Annotated in this window: 26 protein-coding genes; 15 read left to right on the top strand and 11 right to left on the bottom strand. The window is 64.6% G+C overall.

Annotated elements, in window-relative coordinates; translation table 11 throughout:
- Positions 1–71 precede the first annotated feature (71 nt).
- Positions 72–1,130, top strand: a complete 1,059-nt coding sequence (locus tag JVX98_RS20965) for a succinylglutamate desuccinylase/aspartoacylase family protein (protein WP_205237301.1) — start codon at positions 72–74, stop codon at positions 1,128–1,130.
- A gap of 27 nt (positions 1,131–1,157) precedes the next feature.
- Here JVX98_RS20965 and JVX98_RS20970 read toward each other — a convergent pair whose 3' ends face one another.
- Together JVX98_RS20970 and JVX98_RS20975 are read right to left on the bottom strand one after the other, a co-directional pair.
- Positions 1,158–1,613 carry an Lrp/AsnC family transcriptional regulator gene (locus JVX98_RS20970; RefSeq protein ID WP_246764919.1) on the bottom strand — a complete coding sequence of 152 codons (456 nt, stop codon included), beginning with the start codon at positions 1,611–1,613 and terminating at the stop codon, positions 1,158–1,160.
- Positions 1,614–1,623: 10 nt separating this feature from the next.
- Positions 1,624–1,824, bottom strand: a complete 201-nt coding sequence (locus JVX98_RS20975; RefSeq protein WP_205237302.1) for a hypothetical protein — start codon at positions 1,822–1,824, stop codon at positions 1,624–1,626.
- A gap of 15 nt (positions 1,825–1,839) precedes the next feature.
- Between JVX98_RS20975 and tatA the strand changes: the two genes are divergently transcribed.
- From tatA to JVX98_RS21000, 5 genes are all read left to right on the top strand, one after another.
- Positions 1,840–3,009: a tyrosine aminotransferase gene (gene tatA / locus JVX98_RS20980; RefSeq protein WP_192448107.1), complete on the top strand. Its 1,170-nt coding sequence runs from the start codon at positions 1,840–1,842 to the stop codon at positions 3,007–3,009.
- 8 nt (positions 3,010–3,017) lie between these two features.
- On the top strand, positions 3,018–3,650 hold the full coding sequence (locus tag JVX98_RS20985; protein ID WP_205237303.1) for a YitT family protein: 633 nt from the start codon (positions 3,018–3,020) through the stop codon (positions 3,648–3,650).
- Positions 3,651–3,763: 113 nt separating this feature from the next.
- Positions 3,764–4,117: an ArsC family reductase gene (locus JVX98_RS20990; RefSeq protein ID WP_192448108.1), complete on the top strand. Its 354-nt coding sequence runs from the start codon at positions 3,764–3,766 to the stop codon at positions 4,115–4,117.
- Between the two features lie 20 nt (positions 4,118–4,137).
- Positions 4,138–4,611 carry a Cys-tRNA(Pro) deacylase gene (gene ybaK / locus JVX98_RS20995; RefSeq protein ID WP_205237304.1) on the top strand — a complete coding sequence of 158 codons (474 nt, stop codon included), beginning with the start codon at positions 4,138–4,140 and terminating at the stop codon, positions 4,609–4,611.
- Between the two features lie 109 nt (positions 4,612–4,720).
- The gene (locus JVX98_RS21000) at positions 4,721–5,308 is read left to right on the top strand and encodes a dual specificity protein phosphatase family protein (protein ID WP_246764920.1); all 588 of its coding nucleotides are present in this window, start codon (positions 4,721–4,723) and stop codon (positions 5,306–5,308) included.
- Between the two features lie 200 nt (positions 5,309–5,508).
- On the opposite strand, the gene JVX98_RS21005 is transcribed toward JVX98_RS21000, so the two are convergent.
- Entirely contained in the window at positions 5,509–5,964 is a 456-nt protein-coding gene (locus tag JVX98_RS21005) for a MarR family winged helix-turn-helix transcriptional regulator (protein WP_246764921.1), read from the bottom strand.
- A gap of 84 nt (positions 5,965–6,048) precedes the next feature.
- Here JVX98_RS21005 and JVX98_RS21010 point away from each other — a divergent pair, with 84 nt between their 5' ends.
- From JVX98_RS21010 to JVX98_RS21020, 3 genes are all read left to right on the top strand, one after another.
- Positions 6,049–6,720, top strand: a complete 672-nt coding sequence (locus tag JVX98_RS21010) for a glutathione S-transferase family protein (protein ID WP_246764922.1) — start codon at positions 6,049–6,051, stop codon at positions 6,718–6,720.
- A gap of 66 nt (positions 6,721–6,786) precedes the next feature.
- Positions 6,787–7,692 carry an MBL fold metallo-hydrolase gene (locus tag JVX98_RS21015; RefSeq protein WP_205237307.1) on the top strand — a complete coding sequence of 302 codons (906 nt, stop codon included), beginning with the start codon at positions 6,787–6,789 and terminating at the stop codon, positions 7,690–7,692.
- 88 nt (positions 7,693–7,780) lie between these two features.
- Positions 7,781–9,034: an aminopeptidase gene (locus JVX98_RS21020; RefSeq protein ID WP_205237308.1), complete on the top strand. Its 1,254-nt coding sequence runs from the start codon at positions 7,781–7,783 to the stop codon at positions 9,032–9,034.
- Positions 9,035–9,123: 89 nt separating this feature from the next.
- Here JVX98_RS21020 and JVX98_RS21025 read toward each other — a convergent pair whose 3' ends face one another.
- From JVX98_RS21025 to JVX98_RS21035, 3 genes are all read right to left on the bottom strand, one after another.
- The gene (locus JVX98_RS21025; protein WP_205237309.1) at positions 9,124–9,522 is read right to left on the bottom strand and encodes a VOC family protein; all 399 of its coding nucleotides are present in this window, start codon (positions 9,520–9,522) and stop codon (positions 9,124–9,126) included.
- Between the two features lie 21 nt (positions 9,523–9,543).
- Positions 9,544–10,173 carry an RNA polymerase sigma factor gene (locus JVX98_RS21030; protein ID WP_205237310.1) on the bottom strand — a complete coding sequence of 210 codons (630 nt, stop codon included), beginning with the start codon at positions 10,171–10,173 and terminating at the stop codon, positions 9,544–9,546.
- A gap of 72 nt (positions 10,174–10,245) precedes the next feature.
- The gene (locus JVX98_RS21035) at positions 10,246–11,124 is read right to left on the bottom strand and encodes an EamA family transporter (protein WP_043617053.1); all 879 of its coding nucleotides are present in this window, start codon (positions 11,122–11,124) and stop codon (positions 10,246–10,248) included.
- A 101-nt stretch (positions 11,125–11,225) separates the two neighbouring features.
- Here JVX98_RS21035 and JVX98_RS21040 point away from each other — a divergent pair, with 101 nt between their 5' ends.
- A complete protein-coding gene (locus JVX98_RS21040) occupies positions 11,226–11,708 on the top strand; it encodes a MarR family winged helix-turn-helix transcriptional regulator (protein WP_371742533.1) in 483 nt (160 codons plus the stop codon).
- Between the two features lie 6 nt (positions 11,709–11,714).
- Here JVX98_RS21040 and JVX98_RS21045 read toward each other — a convergent pair whose 3' ends face one another.
- From JVX98_RS21045 to JVX98_RS21060, 4 genes are all read right to left on the bottom strand, one after another.
- Positions 11,715–12,305 carry an NAD(P)H-dependent oxidoreductase gene (locus JVX98_RS21045; protein ID WP_205237311.1) on the bottom strand — a complete coding sequence of 197 codons (591 nt, stop codon included), beginning with the start codon at positions 12,303–12,305 and terminating at the stop codon, positions 11,715–11,717.
- 133 nt (positions 12,306–12,438) lie between these two features.
- Positions 12,439–13,023 (bottom strand): chloramphenicol phosphotransferase CPT family protein, encoded by a 585-nt coding sequence (locus JVX98_RS21050; protein WP_205237312.1) that lies wholly within the window; start codon positions 13,021–13,023, stop codon positions 12,439–12,441.
- A gap of 66 nt (positions 13,024–13,089) precedes the next feature.
- Positions 13,090–14,694 (bottom strand): exodeoxyribonuclease VII large subunit, encoded by a 1,605-nt coding sequence (gene xseA, locus JVX98_RS21055; RefSeq protein ID WP_205237313.1) that lies wholly within the window; start codon positions 14,692–14,694, stop codon positions 13,090–13,092.
- A gap of 73 nt (positions 14,695–14,767) precedes the next feature.
- Positions 14,768–16,588: a hypothetical protein gene (locus JVX98_RS21060; protein WP_205237314.1), complete on the bottom strand. Its 1,821-nt coding sequence runs from the start codon at positions 16,586–16,588 to the stop codon at positions 14,768–14,770.
- Positions 16,589–16,725: 137 nt separating this feature from the next.
- On the opposite strand from JVX98_RS21060, the gene JVX98_RS21065 reads away from it, so the two are divergent.
- From JVX98_RS21065 to JVX98_RS21080, 4 genes are read left to right on the top strand one after another with little or no spacing between them, the layout of a single operon-like run.
- Positions 16,726–17,760 (top strand): glycosyltransferase family 2 protein, encoded by a 1,035-nt coding sequence (locus JVX98_RS21065; RefSeq protein WP_205237315.1) that lies wholly within the window; start codon positions 16,726–16,728, stop codon positions 17,758–17,760.
- Positions 17,757–18,464, top strand: a complete 708-nt coding sequence (locus JVX98_RS21070; RefSeq protein ID WP_205237316.1) for a bifunctional 2-polyprenyl-6-hydroxyphenol methylase/3-demethylubiquinol 3-O-methyltransferase UbiG — start codon at positions 17,757–17,759, stop codon at positions 18,462–18,464. Before JVX98_RS21065 ends, JVX98_RS21070 begins: the two co-directional genes overlap by 4 nt.
- A gap of 3 nt (positions 18,465–18,467) precedes the next feature.
- Positions 18,468–18,836 carry a transporter gene (locus JVX98_RS21075; RefSeq protein ID WP_245281632.1) on the top strand — a complete coding sequence of 123 codons (369 nt, stop codon included), beginning with the start codon at positions 18,468–18,470 and terminating at the stop codon, positions 18,834–18,836.
- Between the two features lie 17 nt (positions 18,837–18,853).
- Positions 18,854–19,063 (top strand): hypothetical protein, encoded by a 210-nt coding sequence (locus tag JVX98_RS21080; RefSeq protein ID WP_043617063.1) that lies wholly within the window; start codon positions 18,854–18,856, stop codon positions 19,061–19,063.
- Between the two features lie 4 nt (positions 19,064–19,067).
- Here JVX98_RS21080 and JVX98_RS21085 read toward each other — a convergent pair whose 3' ends face one another.
- Positions 19,068–19,847 (bottom strand): helix-turn-helix domain-containing protein, encoded by a 780-nt coding sequence (locus JVX98_RS21085; RefSeq protein ID WP_043617066.1) that lies wholly within the window; start codon positions 19,845–19,847, stop codon positions 19,068–19,070.
- Positions 19,848–19,975: 128 nt separating this feature from the next.
- On the opposite strand from JVX98_RS21085, the gene JVX98_RS21090 reads away from it, so the two are divergent.
- Entirely contained in the window at positions 19,976–20,380 is a 405-nt protein-coding gene (locus JVX98_RS21090; RefSeq protein ID WP_205237317.1) for a hypothetical protein, read from the top strand.
- The last annotated feature ends 18 nt before the right edge of the window (positions 20,381–20,398 follow it).

Here is a 20,398-nt window from a genome sequence, read left to right on the forward strand (position 1 = left end):
TGTTTTAGCGACTTGCGGAGCGCCGCCGGAATGCCGATAAGCGCCACCAGCATACGAAACGGGAGGAGCCCATGGACGTTTCCGAAATCATCATCGCCGGCGATACGCCCGGCATCGAATGGCGCCTGCCGGTCTTCCGTTTCAAGGGCAGGGCGGCCGCCGCACCCAAGACCTACATCCAGGCGGCGTTGCACGCCAACGAGCTGCCGGGCACTGCTCTTGCGCATTTCCTGCTGCAGCGGCTGCAACAGGCGGAGAAGGACGGCGCCATCCTTGGCGACATCACCGTCGTACCCCAGGCAAACCCGATCGGAGCCGCGCAGTCGCATTTCGGCGAGCTGCAGGGCCGCTTCGACCTTGGGTCGCGCACGAACTTCAACCGTGATTTCCCGTTGATTGCGCTCGGCGACCGTGACCGGCTGATCGACGATCTCGACCGTTACTCCGCAACGGACCGGCTGAAGAGGCAGCTACTGCATATGGCGCTCGGCGCCGACCTGATGCTCGATCTTCATTGCGACGACGAGGCACTGCAATACGCCTATATCGACGACGCCTTCTGGCCGGAAGCCGGCGACCTCGCCTCGGCCCTCGACATGGAAGCGGTGTTCCTTTCGGACGGCGAAAGCTCCGCCTTCGAAGAGGCTGTCGCCTATGCCTGGAAATACGAAACCGGGCAGAAGAAGACGCGCCTGCCGGGACGCCTCTCGGTGACGGTCGAGCTTCGCGGCACGCGCGACGTCTATCCGGAGCTTGCCCGCAAGGATGCCGAAGGCGTCTTCCGCTTCCTCGTCGCCCGCGGCGTCGTGACCGGTGACGAAGAAACGATCGCCCCCTTCGCCGCCATCGTCGCGCCGCTCGACAACATCGAAATGATCCGGGCCCCTGAGGCCGGCGCCATCCTGTTCCACCGGGATATCGGCGAGAGCGTGAAGACCGGCGACCTGCTCGCAACGATCCTTACGCGCCCCGGCCAGGCGGATGGTGCCCTCGAAGTGCGCGCGCCGCAGGACGGGCTGATCGTCACCCGCGTCTCGACGCGCCTTGCACGCCGACGCTCGGACCTGATGAAGATCGCCTGCGCTGCGCCGTCGAGCGCCATGCGCAAACCCGGGTCGCTCGAAGCCTAGGCCTGCCATTGAATGTTCAAGCGGCCGTCACGCCCCCGTGGCGGCCGTCATCTTTGGGCTGTCGAGCAGGATGGTCGAGCGCAAGGTCTTGATCTCGGCGATCTGCTCGAATTCGCTCCAGAGCAGGCGCTTGTAATCGGCAACGTCGCGCACCGCGATCTTCAGGAGAAAGTCGAAATCGCCGGCGACCGTGTGGCATTCCACCACCTCCGGCATGCGCGACACCAGCTCTATGAAGCGCTGGCCGACCTTGCTTGCGGTGCGCTCCAGCGTCACCTCGACAAAGGCCTGGAAGCCGATGCCAGCTGCCTTCGGATCGACGACCACCGTCTGGCGGATGACGCCGGCCGCATAGAGCCGGGCAAGGCGGCGCGACAGCGGCGCCGGCGAAAGGCCGACCCGCGCCGCAAGCGCATTGTTGCTGAGCGATGCATCCTCCACCAGCAGGCGGATGATCCGCCGGTCGATCTGATCCAATTCCATCGCTACCTTTTCAACCATCCTCGGCCCCTAGCGCGCAAATCAGCAAATCAATTGCAGAGTTTTGCGCAAATAGCACGCTGTCGATATTGTCGCCGTGGCAAATATCGCATCGATTTTGCGCTTGCGCTGACTTAAGAAGAAAGCCGCAGGGCAGCCGGATGAACGGCGGCCGGCAGGCTTTCTCGACCGATATCGCATCGCTGCCATTCAAGGGGGAATTTCCGGCATGTTCGACGCTCTGACCCGCCAACCCGATGATCCGTTGCTGGCCCTGATCGGGCTTTACCGCAAGGACGAGCGCCCCGGAAAGGTCGATCTCGGCGTCGGCGTCTACCGCGACGAAACCGGCCACACGCCGATCTTCCGCGCCGTGAAGGCGGCGGAGAAGCGCCTGCTCGAAACGCAGGACAGCAAATCCTATGTCGGCCCCGAAGGCGACCTCGTCTTCCTCGACCATCTCTGGACGCTGGTCGGTGGCAACACGATCGATCGCAGCCATATCGCCGGCGTGCAGACGCCGGGCGGCTCCGGCGCGCTCAGGCTCGCCGCCGACCTCATTCACCAGATGGGCGGCAAGCGCATCTGGATCGGGCTCCCGAGCTGGCCGAACCATGCCAGCATCTTCAAGACCGCAGGCCTAGAGCCCGCCGGTTACCCGTTCTTCGACGTGCCGACGCAGACCGTGCTCTTCGACAACATGATGACGGCACTCCAGGGTGCTGCAGCCGGCGACGCCGTGCTGTTGCATGCGAGCTGCCACAACCCGACCGGCGGTGTCATCACTGAGGCGCAGTGGATGGAGCTTGCCGCCGTCATCGCCGAGCGCGGCCTGCTGCCGCTCGTCGACCTCGCCTATCAGGGCTTCGGCCGCGGCCTCGATGAGGATGTCGCCGGGCTCCGCCACCTGATCGGCGTCGTGCCGGAAGCGCTGGTTGCGGTCTCCTGCTCCAAGTCCTTCGGGCTTTACCGCGAGCGCGCCGGCGCGATCTTCGCGGTGACGAGCTCGTCGTCGTCGGCCGATACGGTCCGTTCCAACCTCGCCGGCCTTGCCCGCACCAGCTACTCGATGCCGCCGGATCACGGTGCTGCCATCGTGCGGATGATCCTTTCCGACGCCGAGCTCAAGCGTGACTGGCAAGAAGAGCTCGAAACCATGCGGCTGCGCATCACCAACATCCGCCGCGCGCTCGCCGAAGGCCTGCGCGATCGCTGGCAGGCGCTCGGCGCCGTCGCCAGCCAGGAAGGCATGTTCTCGCTGCTGCCGCTCGCCGAGGCCGACGTCATGCGGCTTCGGAACGAGCATGGCATCTACATGCCCGGTTCCGGCCGTATCAACATTGCCGGCCTGAAGACGGCGGAAGTCGACGGCGTCATCGCCAACTTCAAGAACCTCTGAGGACCATGATGGCCGAGCGCAGCATCGACGCGACAGAAACCCCGACCGAACGCCATCGCCTCTACGAGGATGCGCTGGCGATCCTGACGGGCACGCTGATCATGTCGCTCGGCATCATCATCTACAGCAAGGCGATGCTGCTTACGGGCAGCACGTCGGGTCTGGCGCTGCTGCTGCAATATGCGACCGGCGCCGAGTTCTGGCTGGTCTTTTCGCTCGTCAACCTGCCCTTCTACATCCTGGCGGTCAATCGGCTCGGCTGGATGTTTGCACTGCGCACCTTCATCGCCGTCAGTCTCGTTTCGCTGTTTTCCCGGCTGACCGCCGGCTGGGTGGAGATCGCCCGGCTCGACCCGATCTATGCGGCGGTTGTCGGCGGCGGGCTGATGGGCATGGGCCTGTTGATCCTCTTTCGCCATCGCACCGGGATTGGCGGAATCAACATCGTCGCAATCTATCTCCAAGAGAGGTTCGGCATCCGTGCCGGCTATTTCCAGCTGGCAGTCGATCTCGCCATTCTGGCGGCCGCCTTCTTCGTGCTGCCGCCATCGAACCTGGTACTTTCGGTGATCGGCGCGGCGGTCGTCAACATGACGCTGGCGATCAATCACAAGCCGGGGCGCTATGCCGGCGTGACCTGACGCAAGGTCTCGGTCTTCCCTCCCGCGCATCGGGCGGCTATCACTCCTGCCACGCTTTGAAATTGCGCGATTCCCGGCGTTCGGGAATTGTTCGCTGCGGCTGGAGCATGGGCATGACGGTTACGATTTACGGCATCAAGAACTGCGACACGATGAAGAAGGCGCGCACATGGCTCGACGGCCGGGGCGTCGCCTATCGCTTCCACGACTACAAGGCCGAGGGCATCGACCGCCCGCATCTGGAGCGCTGGTGCAAGGAAGCCGGGTGGGAAACGGTGCTGAACCGCGCCGGCACGACCTTCCGCAAACTCGACGAGGCCGATCGACAGGACCTCGACGCGCAGAAGGCAATCGCGCTGATGCTCGCTCAGCCCTCGATGATCAAGCGCCCGGTGCTCGAAGCCGACGGCAACCTGCTGATCGGCTTCAAGCCGGACCTCTACGAGGCCGTGCTCGCCAAAGCCTGATCCCATTCGGAGCGACGACGATGTCGAAGACCACGCGCGCCACGCAGATGCTTTCGAAGGCCGGCGTCGCCTTCAGCGTGCATGCCTATCACTACGATCCCAATGCGGAGCGCGTCGGCCTGCAGGCGGCCGAGGCGCTCGGCGAGGATCCGGGCCGGGTGCTGAAGACGCTGATGGCCGAGGTCGACGGCAAGCCGGTCTGCTGCGTCGTGCCCTCCGACCGCGAGGTCAGCATGAAGAAGCTCGCCGCTGCCTTCGGCGGCAAGTCGGCGGCTATGATGAAGCCGGCGGACGCCGAGCGGCTGACCGGCTACCATGTCGGCGGCATCAGCCCGTTCGGCCAGAAGAAGCTGGTGCCGACGGCGATCGAGGAGGCAGCACTTGCCGAAGCGCAGGTCTACATCAATGGCGGGCAGCGCGGCCTGCAGGTGCGGCTCGCACCGCGCGACGCCCAGTCCGCGCTAAAGGCGATCGCCGCACCGCTCATCGCCTGAGGCGCTGCCATCAAAATATCACAGATGCCTTATATGAGCCGCTGATGCGGGGACGGGAAGTGCAACTTTCACATGCATGCCCGCTTTCGAACGGCGTCGGGTCTCTCTCATGGCATTTGCAAGTTTTCCCAACGCGAAGCGTCTTTTAAAGCGCCTCGCTGTCGGCATGGCAGCGCTGGTCGCGGCCACGGTCATCTACCTCGTCGGTCTTCAGTGGACCGGCAATTTCCATACGCTCGTGGCCGGTGAGGTCTACCGTTCGGCGCAGCCGACGCCGCAAGCAATCGCCGCATACTCCAAGGCCTACGGCATCCGCACAATTCTCAACCTGCGCGGCGAGAAACCGGACGAGCGCTGGTATCGCGAAGAGGTTGCCGCCGCAGAGCGCAACGGTATCCGGCTCATCAACTTCCCCATGTCCGCTTCGGCCGAGATCGACCGCAAGGAAACCGACGTGCTGATGGCGATCCTTCGGGACGCACCGAAGCCGCTTCTGATCCACTGCAAGGCCGGCGCCGACCGCACCGGGCTCGTCTCGACGATCTACCTGCAGCAGATCGCAGGGGTCGACGAGGAAACGGCCGAGTGGCAGCTTTCGCCACTCTATGGACACGTGGCCATTCCCTATCTCTCCGGCACCTTCGCCATGGACGAGACCTGGGAAGCGCTGGAGAAGTCGTTCGGGCTGAGCAGCTAGGCGACGACGGCGTCCTGGATTGACGTTCGCCGCATCAGCCCCCTCATCCGGCCTGCCGGCCTCCCCCTCCGCAAGCGGGGCGAAGGAGACGCGTGGCGCCCGTTCGTCCCCCTCATCCTCGGCCTAACTTGAGAGTGGGGCAATTCGTGTCGACGTCGCAATTCAACGCCTGCGATGTCACTTTCCAAAACTAGAAGCCGCTATCTTAGCTTCGCCAGCAGCGCCGCCAGTTGCCGCGCTTCCGCTTCTGTCAGCCGGGCACCGACATGGGCCTCAATCGACGGGCCGTAGGTCTGCCACATGCGGGCGCGCATCGCCCGGCCGGCCTCGGTGATGACAACCCATTGGCCGCGACCGTCGGCGTCGAAGGTTTCGCGGCGGACAAGGCCTTCCTTCACCAGACGATCGATCAGACGCGAAAGATTGTACTGCGCAAGGAGGGTCCGCGCCTCGATCTCGAAGGGCCGCAGCCGGCCGTCTTCCGCCTGAACCAGTTCCCACAACACGTCGTACCAGCCGAGCGGCGGCAGGCTGGCCGCCTTGAAATCGGCCTCGATCCGCGCAAGCACGCATTCGCGCGCGCGCATCAGCCCGATCCAGGCTGCGGTCGCGTCTGGGCCAGGGCCTCTTTTGTCGGTTTTCGTTTCTTTGCTCATAGATGCAATTACATCCATCTTGAAAGTCGAAGCAAGCCCACATACATGCATGTGCATCTACTTTTGTTCAACCGGGAGATCGCCATGCTTATCCTCGTCAGCCACCATCTCTGCCCCTATGTGCAGCGCGCCTCGATCGCGCTCGACGAAAAAGGCGTTCGCTTCGAGCGGACCTATATCGACCTCAAGGCCAAGCCCGACTGGTTCCTGAAGGTTTCGCCGCTCGGCAAGGTGCCGCTGTTGCAGGTGCCGCAGCAGAGCGGCGAAGCGGTGCTGTTCGAAAGCTCCGTGATCGCCGAATATGTCGAGGAAAGCCAAGCCGGCCCGAAGCTTCACCCGCAAGATGCGCTGGAGCGCGCCCGGCATCGCGGCTGGATGGAATTCGGCTCGTCGATCCTTTCGGATCTCTGGGGCTTCGAGACCGCCCGGGACCAGGAAACCTACGAGCAGAAGCGCCAGGCGGTCGCCGGCAAGTTTGCGACCATGGAAGCGGCGCTCGGCGACGGCCCCTACTTTGCCGGCACACAATTTTCGCTCGTCGATGCGGTCTTCGCACCGATCTTCCGTTACTTCGATCTCTTCGACACGCTTGCAGATCACGGCATTTTCGACGGACTCGATCGTGTCGGCGCCTGGCGCAAGGCGCTCGCCGAGCGGCCGAGCGTCAAGGCGGCCGTGACGCCGGATTACGGTGAGCGGCTGATGACCTTTCTCAGGGAGCACGACGCCTATCTGCTGCGCGCCGGACAGGCATAGCGAAGAGCGCGAGATCACGCCGTCCTTCAGTTTGGCGCGCGCCTGCTCTATGACAGGGCGCAAGCCATGCTGGAGGAGCGCCTTGTGACCGACATGATCTCGACCCTGACGATTCTTGAGCCCTATCCCGGCGTCTATGCCTACTATGACGGGCGCGTTGCCGGAGTGCGGCTCTATTCGCAGGCGGCAAACTGGCTCGATGACGGCGCCTACGAACTCGGCGTCGCCTCCTACGCCATCGTCGACGGCCGCGAGGCGCTGGTCTACGACACCCATATCTCGCTCGATCACGCCCGGGCGATCCGCAACCACCTCGAAAGCCTTGGCGTCACCACGATCCGCGTCGTGCTCAGCCATTGGCACAAGGACCACGTGGCCGGAAATGCCGTCTTTGCCGATTGCGAGATCATCGCGCTCAGGCTGACGGCAGAGAAGCTTGACGAGAACCGCGAGAAGATCGAAACGGCGACGCCACCGATCCAGCCGCTCGTCATGCCGAGCCGGCTGTTCGACGAGACGCTTCTGCTGACCGTCGGGACGCGGCCGGTGGAACTGCATCACTTCGCCATCCATAGCGCCGACGGCAACGTGATCTGGCTGCCCGAGGAAAAGTTGCTACTGGCCGGCGATACGCTCGAGGATACGACGACCTTCATCAGCGAGGCCGATCGGACGGCGACGCACATCGCCGAACTCATGCGCCTGCGGCAGTGGCCGATTGCTCGGATTCTCCCGGCCCACGGCGACCGCGAACGCATCGCCAGCGGCGGCTACGGGCCGGACCTGATCGACGCCAATCGCGGCTACATCGAGCGGCTGACGCAGGCGATCTCGACCGGTGCTGCCACAGGCACGCTCAAGGAATTCGCCGCCGCGGATATCGCCTCCGGCGCGATCCTTTATTTCGCGCCGTACGAGGCCGTGCACAGGAGCAATGTCGAGCGGGTGCGTGCGGCCCTCGGCGCGCGCTGATTGCACCAAACCTCCGGCACTCAGCCTTCATTTTCGCCGCAAAGCGCTCTAAGTCTTCTTCTTCCGATTTCAGAAAGACAGGTAGATCATGACCTTTCCCGCCAATACGCCCGATCCGATCGACCCGGTGAAACTCGACAAGCTCGCGGAAGTCGCGATCCAGGTCGGCCTGCAGCTTCAGCGCGGCCAGGACCTTGTCATGACCGCGCCGGTCGCGGCGATGCCGCTTGTTCGCCTTATCACCAAGCACGCCTACAAGGCCGGTGCAGGCCTCGTGACGACTCTCTATTCGGACGAGGACACGACGCTTTCGCGTTATGCCTATGCACCGGACGAGAGCTTCGACCGGGCAAGCGACTGGTTGTTCAAGGGCATGGCCGAAGCTTTCGCCGGTGGTGCAGCGCGGCTTGCGATCTCCGGCGACAACCCGATGATGCTGTCGGCGCAGGATCCGGCCAAGGTGGCGCGCGCCAACAAGGCGAACTCGATCGCGTACAAGCCGGCGCTCGAAAAGATCTCCAACTTCGACATCAACTGGAACATCGTCTCCTACCCGAACCCGTCCTGGGCGAAGCTCGTCTTCCCTAATGATCCGGAAGAGGTTGCCGTCGAGAAGCTCGCCAACGCCATCTTCGCCGCCTCGCGCGTCGACGTCGCCGATCCGGTGGCCGCCTGGAAGGAGCACAACGCCAACCTCGCCCGGCGCTCGGCCTGGCTGAACGGCGAACGCTTTGCAGCGCTGCACTTCACCGGCCCGGGCACCGATCTGACCGTCGGGCTTGCCGATGGCCATCTCTGGTGCGGCGGCGCATCGGAGGCCAAGAACGGCTTCACCTGCAACCCGAACATCCCGACCGAGGAGGTGTTCACGACCCCGCATGCGCTGCGTGTCGAAGGCCATGTCTCCTCGACCAAGCCATTGTCGCACCAGGGCACTCTGATCGACAACATCCAAGTGCGTTTCGAGGGCGGCCGGATCGTCGAAGCCAAGGCATCGCGCGGCGAGGAAGTACTGAACAAGGTGCTCGACACCGACGAGGGCGCGCGCCGGCTCGGCGAAGTGGCTCTGGTGCCGCATTCCTCGCCGATCTCGGCAAGCGGCATCCTGTTCTACAACACGCTGTTCGACGAAAACGCCTCGTGCCACATCGCGCTCGGCCAGTGCTATTCCGGCTGCTTCGTCGACGACGCCAAGCTGACACCTGACCAGATCCGCGCCCAGGGCGGCAATTCCAGCCTCATTCACATCGACTGGATGATCGGCTCGGGCCAGGTCGACATCGACGGCGTGCGCGCCGACGGCAGCCGCGTCCCGGTCATGCGAAAGGGCGAATGGGCCTGATCACGCCCCTCCCCAGTATCGTCCGGCCTGAAAGGCTTGTGGCCGCCGCAGGACATGCGGCGGCCTTTTCTATTGGGGAAACTGCCCCTTCAAGCGTTGGCAGCCCGCTTCAGACGCGGCATCTCCGCCGACTGGTAGAGCGACAGGACATGACCATCGGGATCGGCGAACTCCGCTGACCAGCCGCCGGGCGCATGGCTCACCGGCGTGACGATGGTGGTTCCCTTTTCGGCGAGGCCGCCCACGACATCGTCGATGCCGCCTTCGGCGAGATCGAACACGACGATCGGCGTGTTGCCCGGTTTGCTTTCCGCGACGAAAAAGATCAATTCGACCTCGTCTTCTATCTTGGCCATCAGCCAGGCGCCGGCTTCGTCGTCCTCCATGCGCTGGACGTTGAGACCCAGGACATCACGGTAGAAGGCTTCCGTCCGGGTAAGTTCCGAGACGAAGTAGCAGATGGCCCCGATACGTGGTTTCGACAGCATTGGTTGATTCCCTTGTGCTTGTTACGCCGGCTTGTTGCCGCCGGTTGCCGTTTCGTGAGACACGCGCGGCGAAAAATTGATCGCGAAGAGATGGCCGTCCGGATCGTGGCTGGCAAAGGCGGCGCGGCCGCCGCGGGTGACCGGCAGCAGGGCCTGACGAATACGGCCGCTTTCGAGCGGATAACGAAGCCCGGTCAACTCCAGACTGGTCTCGACATGGCCGGCATCACGCCAGGCCCGGCGCAGCATCAGGATGCGCTGGCGCAGCGCTTCATCGGAAATGCCAAGGAGGTGACGGATTTCGAGGCGATTGTGGCCGGCGATCGCAAGCAGCATCACGATCCTGAGACTGGGGGAAAGCGTGGCGGCGAAGGCGAGCGGATCGGCGGAACTGGCGTCTTCCGCTTCTGGGATATCAAGCTGCTGCTCCCGGCGAAGTCGGCGAGCGGCAGTACGCGCCTGCATCGCTGCGAGCTTGCGGAGAACGCCGCAGAACCAGGCGCGATCGCTGCCGGTCGGAAAGCGCCCTGCCTTGAGCGCCACGATCAGCGCCTCATGCAGCAAATCCTCCGCTTCTGCTGCGCGGCGCGTCTGGCGCCTGGCGAAACGGAGGAGATCAAAATAGTGCGCCGGCGTCAGGTGCTCGGTCATTGCGGCATGCGCTTCCTGGGAATTGAGGTCCCGGCAATGTGAAGCGCATGCCCTGTGGTTGCAAGCCCGCTTTCAGGCCCGCGCCGGTCGCACCTTCGGGGCGAGTTGCGCGCGCTGGCTGAGCCAGACGCTGAGGAAGACGACGAGGATGCCGAGCGCCTGGACCGGTGTCAGTTGCTCTCCGAGCACGCCCCAGCCGAGCAGGATGGCGACGACGGGGCTCAAGAAACCGAGCGGCGAGACGGCAGAAGGCTCGAGGCGCGAGAGGCCGCGGAACCAGAGCAGATAGGTGAAGGCGGCGCCGATCAGGCCGAGATAGGCAAGACCGAGGACGTTGGCCGTCGTCAGCGGCGGCAGCGACGGCTCGAAGAACAGCGCCACCGGCACGAGCATGAGGCCACCAGCCGCCAATTGCCAGGCGGTGAAGGTGAGCGGCGGCACCGGCGGCGCCCAGTGGCGGCTGAGCACCGTGCCGAAGGCCATGGAGACCGCGCCGGCGAGACCGGCGAGCACCCCGAGCGGATCGAGCGCGGCGCCGGGCGTGAGCACCAGTAGGGCAACGCCGGCGATGCCCGCAAGGCCGGCGACGACGCTGAGCAGACGGATCGGCGAGCCCAGGAAGACGCGCGACAGGAGGATGACGATCAGCGGCTGTACGGCACCCACCGTGGCGGCGACGCCGCCCGGCAGCCTGTAAGCCGAAACGAAGAGCATCGCCCAGAAGAAGGAAAAGTTGAGTGCGCCGAGCACGAAGGTGCGCGGCCACCAGATGCCTTCCGGCAACCGCCGAACGATGAGGAGCAGGAGCAGCCCGGCCGGAAGCGCCCGTAGCATGGCGACCGTCAGCGGATAGCCGGACGGCAGGAACTGCGTGGTGACGAGGTAGGTGCTGCCCCAAATGGCAGGTGCCAGCGCGGTCAAGGCAAGGTCGACGGTGCGGTTCGAGCTCATATCTTTACCTCAAGAATCTCTATATCAAGATAAATTGAGAATAACGCGGTTTATCTCTAAGTCAAGATACTCTATGCTGAGATAAATGCATGGGGGTATTGATGGATCGCGTCGACAGGATTTTGGCCCAATGGCACCGGGAGCGGCCGGACCTTGACGTTTCGGCCATGGGCCTGCTTGGCCGGCTCTCACGGGTCTCGACACATATCGCCCGTGAAATCGAAAAGTCGTTTTCCGAACGCGGGTTGAATGCGTCGAGCTTCGACGTGCTTGCGACGCTTCGTCGGTCCGGGCCGCCCTATCGGCTTTCGCCCGGAGAACTTCTCGATACGACCATGGTCAGTTCCGGCACCATGACGAACCGCATCGATCAGTTGGAAAAGGCGGGGCTCGTCGAACGGATCGCCAATCCCGAGGACAGGCGGGGCGTGATCATCGCCTTGACGGAAGAAGGCTTGCGCCGTGTCGACGAAGCCGCGACCGCGCATGTGGCCAACCAGCATCGCGTGGTTTCCGCGCTCTCGCCCGAGGAACGCGTGGTGCTCAACGCACTGCTGCGCAAATATCTCGCGACGTTCGAGTAGCTGCGATCATAGACTTGAGGCAAGCCGGCGGACGCGCTCCAGATGCGCCTTGCGCTTGGCGTCGGTCGCCCGGTCCATGTCGTGCAGCGCCAGCATGCGGAAGTTCAGCCCCTTGGCGCAGAAGGCGGCGATGCCGCGCTTCAACAGCCGCTTCACCGGATTGCCCATATAGAGATGCACCACCCACCAGGGCGAGCCGGTCGTCGTCAGCGCCCAGAAGAGCTTGATATTGTTGAGCCGCGGAATGATGCGACCGCCGGCCGGGTCGTTGTCGAAGGCGACGCCCGGGGCAAAGACGCGATCGAAGAAGCCCTTCAGGATCGCCGGAAAATTGAACCACCATTGCGGAAAGACGAGCACCAGCCCGTCGGCCGCCTGCAGCCGCGCGATCCAATCTGCCGCGCTTGAGCGGTCATAGGCGTCGGTGAAGTAGCTGCCGCGCTCGGCAACGGTGAGGCGCGGATCGAAATCCTCGCGATAGAGGTCGAGCAAGTCGACCGAATGACCGTTCGCCTCCAAGGCGGCGCGCGCCTGACGCGCCACGCTTGCGGCAAAACTGTCTTCGAGCGGGTGAGCAAGCACGAGCAGGATGCGCATCCGGCGTTCCCTAACATATCGATCTGGAATCAAGATCCGTAGCCGGGAAAATGAGCTGAAAAATCAACCGAATACAATGCCGTTTTTCGCGAGCGACGAGCGGCACCGAAGAAGGATAGCCGGCTCACTGTTCTTAGACCTGAGATCCTCCAGATCCTGCCCGCGCCTCCAGCGCCAGTGCGTCGAAGGCGGAGGGCGCGCGGCGCACCGACCAGGCGGAAATCAACTGCGCGGCTTGGTCCTCGGCGGCCTGCCCCGGACCGAGCTCCAGATCGTAACGTTGTCCGAAGTGAATGCGGTGAAAATCATCCGCGGCGCTGCCAATCGGCCGGTCGGCGCGAAGCCGTTCGCGCCGGACCAGTTCGTCGAGTTCACAGTGAAGCGCGACAAAGAACACGTCGAACGGCTGAAACATCACCGCGAGCTCAGACGCCCAGCCGGGCTCCTCGAGAATGTGCTCCAGCAGGAGATTGTTGCCGGCTGACGCATAGGCGACCAGCGAGCGGTGGAACCCGTCGAAGAAGCGCGCTCGATGTTCCTTCCAGCAAAAATCGCCGCGGCGGAACCGTTCCATCGGCAACGTTCCCGAATCGCGAAGATGGTCGATCGAGACATGCCAGAACGGCTCGCCCATCTGCGCCTGGACCGCCCGCGCCAGCGTCGATTTTCCGCTGCTGGAGGCCCCGTGGATGAAGATAATCTTGGCTCGCTCGACCATGCCGGGCTCCGTCGCTCTCGTGGGAACGCTGGCGTTACGCCGTCGCCATGACAGCGGGATGACGCGCTAGAACAGGTTGCCCTGTTTCGGCGGGTCCCCCGCCGCCTCTGCAGGTTTTGTCTGCTTCTTGCGCGGCGCCGTCGGCGGGGAAGCCGGCTCGCCCTCGCCTTCGCCGGCAATCGCCGAAACGCGACCGTCGGCGAACTCCAGGCTGAGCGTCATGCCAACCGAGACGGATGCAGCCTGGCGCACCGGCCCGCCTTCGGCGTCACGCACCAGCGCAAAGCCGCGCTGCAGGACGTTGCGATAGGAAAGCGACTGCAGGATGCGGTCCTGGGCGACGATGACGCTGCGCAGGCGGCGGACGTCGGCGCGCACGGCCGCATCGGACCGGGCCGCAAGGCCGGCCACGCGATCGGATGCGCGATGGATCTGGCCGATGAGGCGCGAAGGCAAGGCGCGCAGTGCAGCGTCGGCCGCCGAAACCCGCGCCTCGCCGCGATGTACTTGCCGCTCGACGATGCGGTCGGCCTTGTTCATGGCGTCGACCAGGCGCTGGCGGCGCTCGGAAAGCTTGCCCTTGAGAAGATCGGCACGCAACTCGGCCGAGGCGCGCTCGAACTGGCGCCGCTTGTTGGCTGTGTTCATCGTGAGGCCGCGCCCGAGCCCGAGGGCGGCCTCGTCGAAGCGGCGGCGCGGCAACGCCAGCAACTGGTCGAGCGACGGCAGCGCCCGTGCGAGCGCCCGCACCGACTGGCGGCGATTGTCCATCTGGCGGCCGACGGCCGACTTGAGGCGGGCCGACAGGCCAGAGAGACCGGCTTCGAGATCGGCCCTGACCGGCACTGCCATTTCGGCAGCACCCGTCGGCGTCGGCGCGCGCTGGTCCGCGGCATAGTCGATCAGCGTCCAGTCGGTCTCGTGGCCGACGGCAGAAATCAATGGGATCTCGGAGGCGGCGGCTGCGCGCACGACGGCCTCGTCGTTGAAGCCCCAGAGGTCTTCGAGGCTACCGCCACCACGCGCAACGATCAGCACATCCGGCCGCGCAATCGGCCCGCCGGGCTCGACCGCGTTGAAGCCGCGGATCGCCGCTGCCACCTCGTCACCCGAGCCATCGCCCTGCACCCGAACCGGCCAGACGACGACATGGACGGGAAAGCGATCGGCAATGCGGTGCAGGATATCGCGGATGACGGCGCCGGTCGGAGACGTCACGACGCCGATCACCTTGGGCATATAGGGCAACGGCCTCTTGCGATTGGCGTCGAACAGCCCTTCGGCGGCGAGCTTGCGCTTGCGCTCTTCGAGCAGCGCCATCAGCGCGCCGGCTCCGGCCGGCTCCATCGTCTCGATGACGATCTGATACTTCGACGAGCCGGGGAAGGTCGTGACCTTGCCGGTCGCGATCACCTCCATGCCCTCTTCCGGACGGAAGCGCAGCCGCGAAAAGGTACCCTTCCAGATCACCGCGTCGATGCGCGCGCGGTCGTCCTTGAGCGCGAAATAGGCGTGGCCCGAGGAATGCGGGCCGCGATAGCCCGAGATCTCGCCGCGCACGCGCACCTGGTCGAAGGCCTGTTCGACCGTTCGCTTGATCGAGCCCGAAAGCTCGGACACCGAATATTCGGTGAGGTTGCTCGGAGAATCGTTGTCGAAGAAAGAGGCCATTGCCTCTTTTACCGCACCCTTCGCCGAAGGCCAGCACATCCCTCACGCTTTCCACGCGCCAGGGGCGTGGCGCTCAAGGCGACAGCGTGTAGAGCCGGATGGGTGAGCCTTCCGACACCGGGAGCGGCGTCAGAAACGCCGGCACGCGCCCGGCGGCGAGGTCGGCATAGAGACCATCGGGGGCGCGGGCAGCTATGATCTGCGTTTGCACGTCGACGGCGCAGAAGGCGAGCACGGGCTGGCCGAGCTGGTGCAACAGGACGGCTGCGGCTTCAGGCTCGGCCAGGCCGATCTTCAGCTCGCGGAGCATGCCGGCGGCATTGCGATGATAGGGAGCGCTGAGCACGCGGTGTTCCGTGCGGCGAAGCAGCGTCGCGCCGATATCCGACGGCCCGACGACCAGCGACGGCGCAAGCCGCTCAATATCGGCAAGTGCGACGTCGCTCAGGCACGCCTCGCCGTTGGTGACCGCTCTCTCCGTTGCAGCAAACCCGTTGATCCCCTTTTCCGCAAGCGTTCCGGCAATGGCCCACGTCGCCGGAACGGAAACGAGCAGCGCACCGACATAGAGAAGGGAGGCGCGGGCCCCAGCCGTTCCGCCGCTCGACCGCGCGCGCAGATCGGCCAGCAGCAGCGCCATCGGCACGATGGCGAGCAGGTTGGAGAATGCCATGCCGCGGACCTGGACAAGCGCGATCGCCAGGCTCGAAAACACCAGGGCCAGGAGCACGAGATGGAGATCGACCCGGTCGCGACGCCAGATGCGCCAGACGCAGATGGCCGAGGCAAAGGCGCCGGTGAAATAGTAAGCGCCGATATTGGTCGGCTCCTGCGCCGCGATCAGCGCGACGGAACGGGCTTCGGAGACCTGGTCGAGCCAGAGCTCGACGAGCAGCGGATCGAGACCGGCCAGCGGATTGCCGAGGCATTGCGGCGCCACCGCCAGGGCGACCGCGACAACGCCGAGACCGCAGAGAGCGAGCGCGCCGAGGCGCAGCGCCGGCGCGCGGTGGCTGACCGTGACGGCCGCGAGCGCCAGGAGGACGCCGCCGGTCAGCGCCAGCGAGTAGAAGGCGATCGAGAGATTGTCGCAGGTCGCGACGAAATAGAGGCGCGGCGGCACGGTCGAAAAGAAGATGACGCTGAGGCCCGTTGCCAGCGACAGGCCGAATGCGACGGTCGCGCGGGCGGCCGGTTGGCCGGCCCAGAGCCATTGGCAGGCAACGATGGCGCAGACGACGGCCACGAAGGGCGTGGTTTCCGCACCGACGGCGATCGCGATGGCCGCCGCCACCCCGGCAAGCGCATAGTTCAGGGCACGATACCGGCGATCGACGAGCATGGCCACCATGACCGCGGCCAGCACCAGTTGTACATTGTGGTGGTCGATCGCGCCCCCGAGGAAGCGGTTCGACGTGGCGATGAAGATCGCAGTCAGCCCCAGGCAGAAATGCATGGCGGCCGTGCCGCCCGCCCGACGTCCGGCGAGCCCCATCACCGCCAGCAGCGCGACCGCGAGCGCCATCGGCCAGATCGCCAGCGCCAGGACTTCCGCCTGCGCCACGCCGACAAAGGGCCGGAACATGAACATCAGCCCGGCGATCGGCAGGTCGATCAGGCGCGACCAGTGCATCAGCGTTCCACCCTCGAGCCCCAGGCGGGGCTGCGTCAGGTCGAACCAGCTCTGGCCGGCAAGGAGGTCGCGCACCTCGACCAGGCGCATGGCATCGTCATTGTCGCGGCCGAGATAATCCGGTGCCCGCATGAACTGGATGACGAGGAAAAGAACCGTGGGCACGCCATAGGCGAGCGCCATCCATAGGAGGTTCGACGAGAACCGCCGCTGCCTGGGCATCGCCGCCATTTCCGGTAGTGCTGCCGTGCCGCCCGACATAGGTCTACGCCCCTCTTGATCGCGCGGAGCTTACGCCCCTGCGATCAAGAAAGCGTAAAGCGCACGGCAGCGGCGCATGCCGCTTGGACCGCCCCGCGCGGCGCACCTTGGCACCTTGTTAACACCCTGATCCTATGATGGCGCGATCCAACAGCAACCGAGCCACCCTGATGTTCGACCGCTTCAACATCGCCGTTCTCCTGCCTTGCTACAACGAAGCGTCGACCATCGGACAGGTGGTCCAGGGTTTCCAGACGGCACTGCCGACGGCACGCATCTACGTCTATGACAACAACTCGACCGACGGCACCGCGCTGAAGGCGATGCTCGCCGGCGCGACCGTCGTGCGCGAGCGCCGGCAGGGCAAGGGGCACGTGGTGCGGCGCATGCTCGCCGATATCGACGCCGACATCTACGTCATGGCGGACGGCGACAGCACCTATTGCCCGACCGATGCGGAAGATCTGATCCGCACCCTGATCACCGAGCGCGCAGACATGGTCGTCGGAACGCGTCGCGGGGTCCACGACGACGCCGGCCGGCAGGGCCACGCCTTCGGCAACAGGCTCTTCAACATTCTCTATCGGGAAATCTTCGGCACGGATTTCAACGACATCTTCTCCGGTTACCGCGTGCTCTCGCGGCGCTTTGCCAAGAGCTTCCCGGCCATTTCCAACGGCTTCGAAATCGAGACGGAGATGTCGGTCCATGCCTCGCGTCTCAAGTTGCCGGTCGCGGAACTTGAACTGGACTATGGCCGGCGCCCGGAAGGTTCCCATTCCAAGCTGTCGACCTACAAGGACGGCGCCAAGATCCTCTGGACCTTCGCGATGCTCATGAAGGAAACGCGGCCCTTCACGTTCTTCGGCGTGATCGCCATGGCCTTCTTTGCGACGAGCATCGGCTTCATGATGCCCGTCCTGCTCGAATATTTCGCGACCGGGCTCGTGCCGCGCATGCCCACCTGGGTCTTTGCGCTGGCCATGCTGATGATGTCGATCATCACGTTCACGGCAGGCCTGATCCTCGATTCGGTCTCGCGCGCCCGCACCGAGCAGCTCCGGCTGCACTACATCGCAACCCCTTCGCGGGCCATGCCGGCCGAGAGCGTCGACATCCAGGAGGCCGGATTGCAGTCGGCACCACGCATTGTGCGGGAGCGCCGCGGATGAACCGGGAAACGACCAATCGCATCCGCTTCCTGATCGAAGACGTCATTCCACCGATCCTCAGGGATTCGCGCCTGTTCAAGGGCATGGCGAGCCTCGCCTGGGGCAAGCACATCGCGCATCTCGCCGACTTTCGCGCACGGGCACCGTTCCTGTCAGCGAACGAGTACGAGGACCTCTACCGGCAGCATCCCCGGGTGCACGAGGGAACGGACAATTCCGAAGCCTGCGTGCGCAAGATCGCGGCAAGCGTCGTCGGCGACAGCGTCTGCGACGTTGGTTGCGGCACCGGTGTTCTCCTGAAGCGGATCCGGGAGACCAAACCTGACCTCACGCGCCTCGCCGGCGTCGACTTCGCAATCGACGATGCGGCACGGATCGAAGGCATCGAATACCACGCCGCGATGATCGAAGACCTGCCCTTTGCCGACGGCGAATTCGACACGGTCGTCTGCACGCATGTGATCGAGCACATCCTCGACTATCGCAAGGCAATCGCCGAGCTTCGCCGGATTACCCGCCGGCGGCTGATCATCGTCGTGCCGCGCGAGCGCGAATATCGCTACACCTTCAATCCGCACTTCAATTTCTTCCCCTACACCCACTCCTTCCTGCGGGCGATGCATCCGGTTCCAGCCGCGCACGCATGCGTCGATATCGGCCGCGACATCTTCTATTGCGAAGACAGAACTGCCGCGGCGGAGTGAGGCATGGCGATGAACCTCAATCTCGCACCCACCGTCTGGTTCGGGTTGTTTTTCACCCCGGTGCTGATCTCGGCAGGGCAGATACTCTTCAAGCTGACAAGCGCGAAGACCGGGAACGCCAGTGCCCAGGGACTTCTGGCCCTGGCCCTCAGCCCGACCCTGCTGATCGCGCTCGCCGTCTATGGCATCGGAACGATCATCTGGATCTTCACGATCAAGTCGGTGCCCCTGACGATCGCCTATTCCTTCATGGCGCTCACCTTCTGCATCGTGCCGCTGCTCGCCGCCGTCTTTCTCGGCGAGGCGGTGACGCTGCGCTACGCCTTCGGCGCCGCGCTGATCATCAGCGGCATGATCATCATCAACTCCTAAGGGGATAGCCGGGCCTCATGATCGTCACCGCATCCTTCGTCCTCGGCATTGCCATATGCGGCCTCAAATCCGCCCGCGCCTGCCTGTTTGCCGGCACGGGGCTGCTGGCGCTGGCCGGCGCAAACGGCGACTGGATCCAGGCGGCGGCAGCGATCGGCGCCTACAACATGGGCGTCGCGCTGATGATTTGCGGCGCAATCGCCATCGGCATCGAGCGCGACCGGTAGCCCGTCATCCCTTGCGTTCGAAGAACGCCCTGGTCTCCTCGTCCGCCGGAAAGAAGGATTCGATCAGCACGCCCTCGACCAGCGCATCCTGGGTCGAGCCGAAAGTCTGAAGCGTGGTGATGAAGCTTAGTCGCAGGCCGCCGATGTCGAGCTCGATCGGCAGAACCGGCAGCCGGTCGGTGTCCGGATGGTTCTCGATCGCACGCGCCACGGCCGGATTGGACGCGGCTTTTTCCAGCCGTTTGCCGAGACGGCTGCGCGGACCTTGCAACCAGGCTTCGGTCCTGACCCGCTGCACCAGATCGGCGGCAGCGGCCTCCCAGTTGACGACCAGCTTGCGCACATTGTCGTTGCCAAGAAACGTGTCGAGGAAGTTCTCTCCGGGCTGGAACGGAATGTCGGCGGCAACAGCAAGGCTCGCCAGCGCCGGATTGACGACAAGCAGCGTATATTCGTGGTCGAGCACCAGCCCCGGATAGGGATCGTGGCGCGCGAGAATCAGTCTGATGGCATTGGCAACGACCGGCGGCATGGCGTCCAGCCCGGCGGCAGGCCGCGTCGCCATGCGCGGTCGATAGCCGGCTGCCGAAAACAGCGTGCCCTGGTCGCGGGCGGGGACTTCCAGCACCGAGGCCAGCCGCAGGATCATGCCCTCCGACGGTTTCGAGCGGCCGGTTTCGAGAAAGGACAGGTGGCGCGCCGAGATGCCGGCGGCAACCGCAAGATCAAGCTGGCTCATGCGGCGGTGCCCGCGCCATTCCTTCAGATGTTCACCAAACTGCATAGATCGTGATTCTCCGTTCTGCCGGAGAGTGGCGCGCGCCGGTCGTAAAATCCATTACCTCAGAGGTAATTGGTTTAATGACACCGAACCGGCAATCTCCGGTCATCGACAAACCGATGGAGCCGACGATGAACCTCTCGAACCGCAGCCTGCTCAACAAGACCTTCCTTGCCGACGGCATCTACTCTCTTGCCGTCGGCGCCGTGCTGATCCTTTTTGCCGCCCCGCTTGCTTCGCTCTTCAGCCCTGCCGCGACAGCGGCGATGATGAAGATGCTCGGCGTCGGGCTGGTCTTCTGGGGGATCTTCCACCTTGCCGCAGCGCGCAACGGCGGGCCGGTCGCTTCGGCGGCACGCGTCAGCATCGCCGGCGACATCCTCTGGGAGGTGGCAAGCGTCGCGCTGCTGGTCGCGGCCTATCCGTTGCTCACTGTCGCAGGTATCGGCTTCATCGTCATCGGCGTGATCACGGTCGCCGACTTTCTGATCTTCAAGCTGCGGGGCCTCGCACGAGAACAGGCAGCGCTTGCCTGACCGGATGGTCGCAGGAGA

Origin of the sequence: Ensifer sp. PDNC004, from assembly GCF_016919405.1 — a bacterium.
In the GTDB taxonomy this organism is placed as follows: domain Bacteria; phylum Pseudomonadota; class Alphaproteobacteria; order Rhizobiales; family Rhizobiaceae; genus Ensifer.

Excerpts from the sequence above, each read along its gene's own strand:
- JVX98_RS21045 (WP_205237311.1), bottom strand. The coding sequence starts at position 12,305 with ATGCGCATCCTGCTCGTGCTTGCTCACCCGCTCGAAGACAGTTTTGCC.
- JVX98_RS21070 (WP_205237316.1), top strand. The coding sequence starts at position 17,757 with ATGAACCGGGAAACGACCAATCGCATCCGCTTCCTGATCGAAGACGTC.
- JVX98_RS21065 (WP_205237315.1), top strand. The coding sequence starts at position 16,726 with ATGGCGCGATCCAACAGCAACCGAGCCACCCTGATGTTCGACCGCTTC.
- JVX98_RS21035 (WP_043617053.1), bottom strand. The coding sequence starts at position 11,124 with ATGAGCTCGAACCGCACCGTCGACCTTGCCTTGACCGCGCTGGCACCT.
- JVX98_RS21000 (WP_246764920.1), top strand. The coding sequence starts at position 4,721 with ATGGCATTTGCAAGTTTTCCCAACGCGAAGCGTCTTTTAAAGCGCCTC.
- JVX98_RS21030 (WP_205237310.1), bottom strand. The coding sequence starts at position 10,173 with ATGACCGAGCACCTGACGCCGGCGCACTATTTTGATCTCCTCCGTTTC.
- JVX98_RS21050 (WP_205237312.1), bottom strand. The coding sequence starts at position 13,023 with ATGGTCGAGCGAGCCAAGATTATCTTCATCCACGGGGCCTCCAGCAGC.
- JVX98_RS20965 (WP_205237301.1), top strand. The coding sequence starts at position 72 with ATGGACGTTTCCGAAATCATCATCGCCGGCGATACGCCCGGCATCGAA.
- JVX98_RS21075 (WP_245281632.1), top strand. The coding sequence starts at position 18,468 with ATGGCGATGAACCTCAATCTCGCACCCACCGTCTGGTTCGGGTTGTTT.
- JVX98_RS20990 (WP_192448108.1), top strand. The coding sequence starts at position 3,764 with ATGACGGTTACGATTTACGGCATCAAGAACTGCGACACGATGAAGAAG.
- ybaK (WP_205237304.1), top strand. The coding sequence starts at position 4,138 with ATGTCGAAGACCACGCGCGCCACGCAGATGCTTTCGAAGGCCGGCGTC.
- JVX98_RS21005 (WP_246764921.1), bottom strand. The coding sequence starts at position 5,964 with ATGAGCAAAGAAACGAAAACCGACAAAAGAGGCCCTGGCCCAGACGCG.
- JVX98_RS21040 (WP_371742533.1), top strand. The coding sequence starts at position 11,226 with ATGGATCGCGTCGACAGGATTTTGGCCCAATGGCACCGGGAGCGGCCG.
- tatA (WP_192448107.1), top strand. The coding sequence starts at position 1,840 with ATGTTCGACGCTCTGACCCGCCAACCCGATGATCCGTTGCTGGCCCTG.
- JVX98_RS20985 (WP_205237303.1), top strand. The coding sequence starts at position 3,018 with ATGGCCGAGCGCAGCATCGACGCGACAGAAACCCCGACCGAACGCCAT.
- xseA (WP_205237313.1), bottom strand. The coding sequence starts at position 14,694 with ATGGCCTCTTTCTTCGACAACGATTCTCCGAGCAACCTCACCGAATAT.
- JVX98_RS21085 (WP_043617066.1), bottom strand. The coding sequence starts at position 19,847 with ATGCAGTTTGGTGAACATCTGAAGGAATGGCGCGGGCACCGCCGCATG.
- JVX98_RS21010 (WP_246764922.1), top strand. The coding sequence starts at position 6,049 with ATGCTTATCCTCGTCAGCCACCATCTCTGCCCCTATGTGCAGCGCGCC.
- JVX98_RS21090 (WP_205237317.1), top strand. The coding sequence starts at position 19,976 with ATGAACCTCTCGAACCGCAGCCTGCTCAACAAGACCTTCCTTGCCGAC.
- JVX98_RS21025 (WP_205237309.1), bottom strand. The coding sequence starts at position 9,522 with ATGCTGTCGAAACCACGTATCGGGGCCATCTGCTACTTCGTCTCGGAA.
- JVX98_RS21080 (WP_043617063.1), top strand. The coding sequence starts at position 18,854 with ATGATCGTCACCGCATCCTTCGTCCTCGGCATTGCCATATGCGGCCTC.
- JVX98_RS21020 (WP_205237308.1), top strand. The coding sequence starts at position 7,781 with ATGACCTTTCCCGCCAATACGCCCGATCCGATCGACCCGGTGAAACTC.
- JVX98_RS20970 (WP_246764919.1), bottom strand. The coding sequence starts at position 1,613 with ATGGAATTGGATCAGATCGACCGGCGGATCATCCGCCTGCTGGTGGAG.
- JVX98_RS21015 (WP_205237307.1), top strand. The coding sequence starts at position 6,787 with ATGCTGGAGGAGCGCCTTGTGACCGACATGATCTCGACCCTGACGATT.
- JVX98_RS21060 (WP_205237314.1), bottom strand. The coding sequence starts at position 16,588 with ATGTCGGGCGGCACGGCAGCACTACCGGAAATGGCGGCGATGCCCAGG.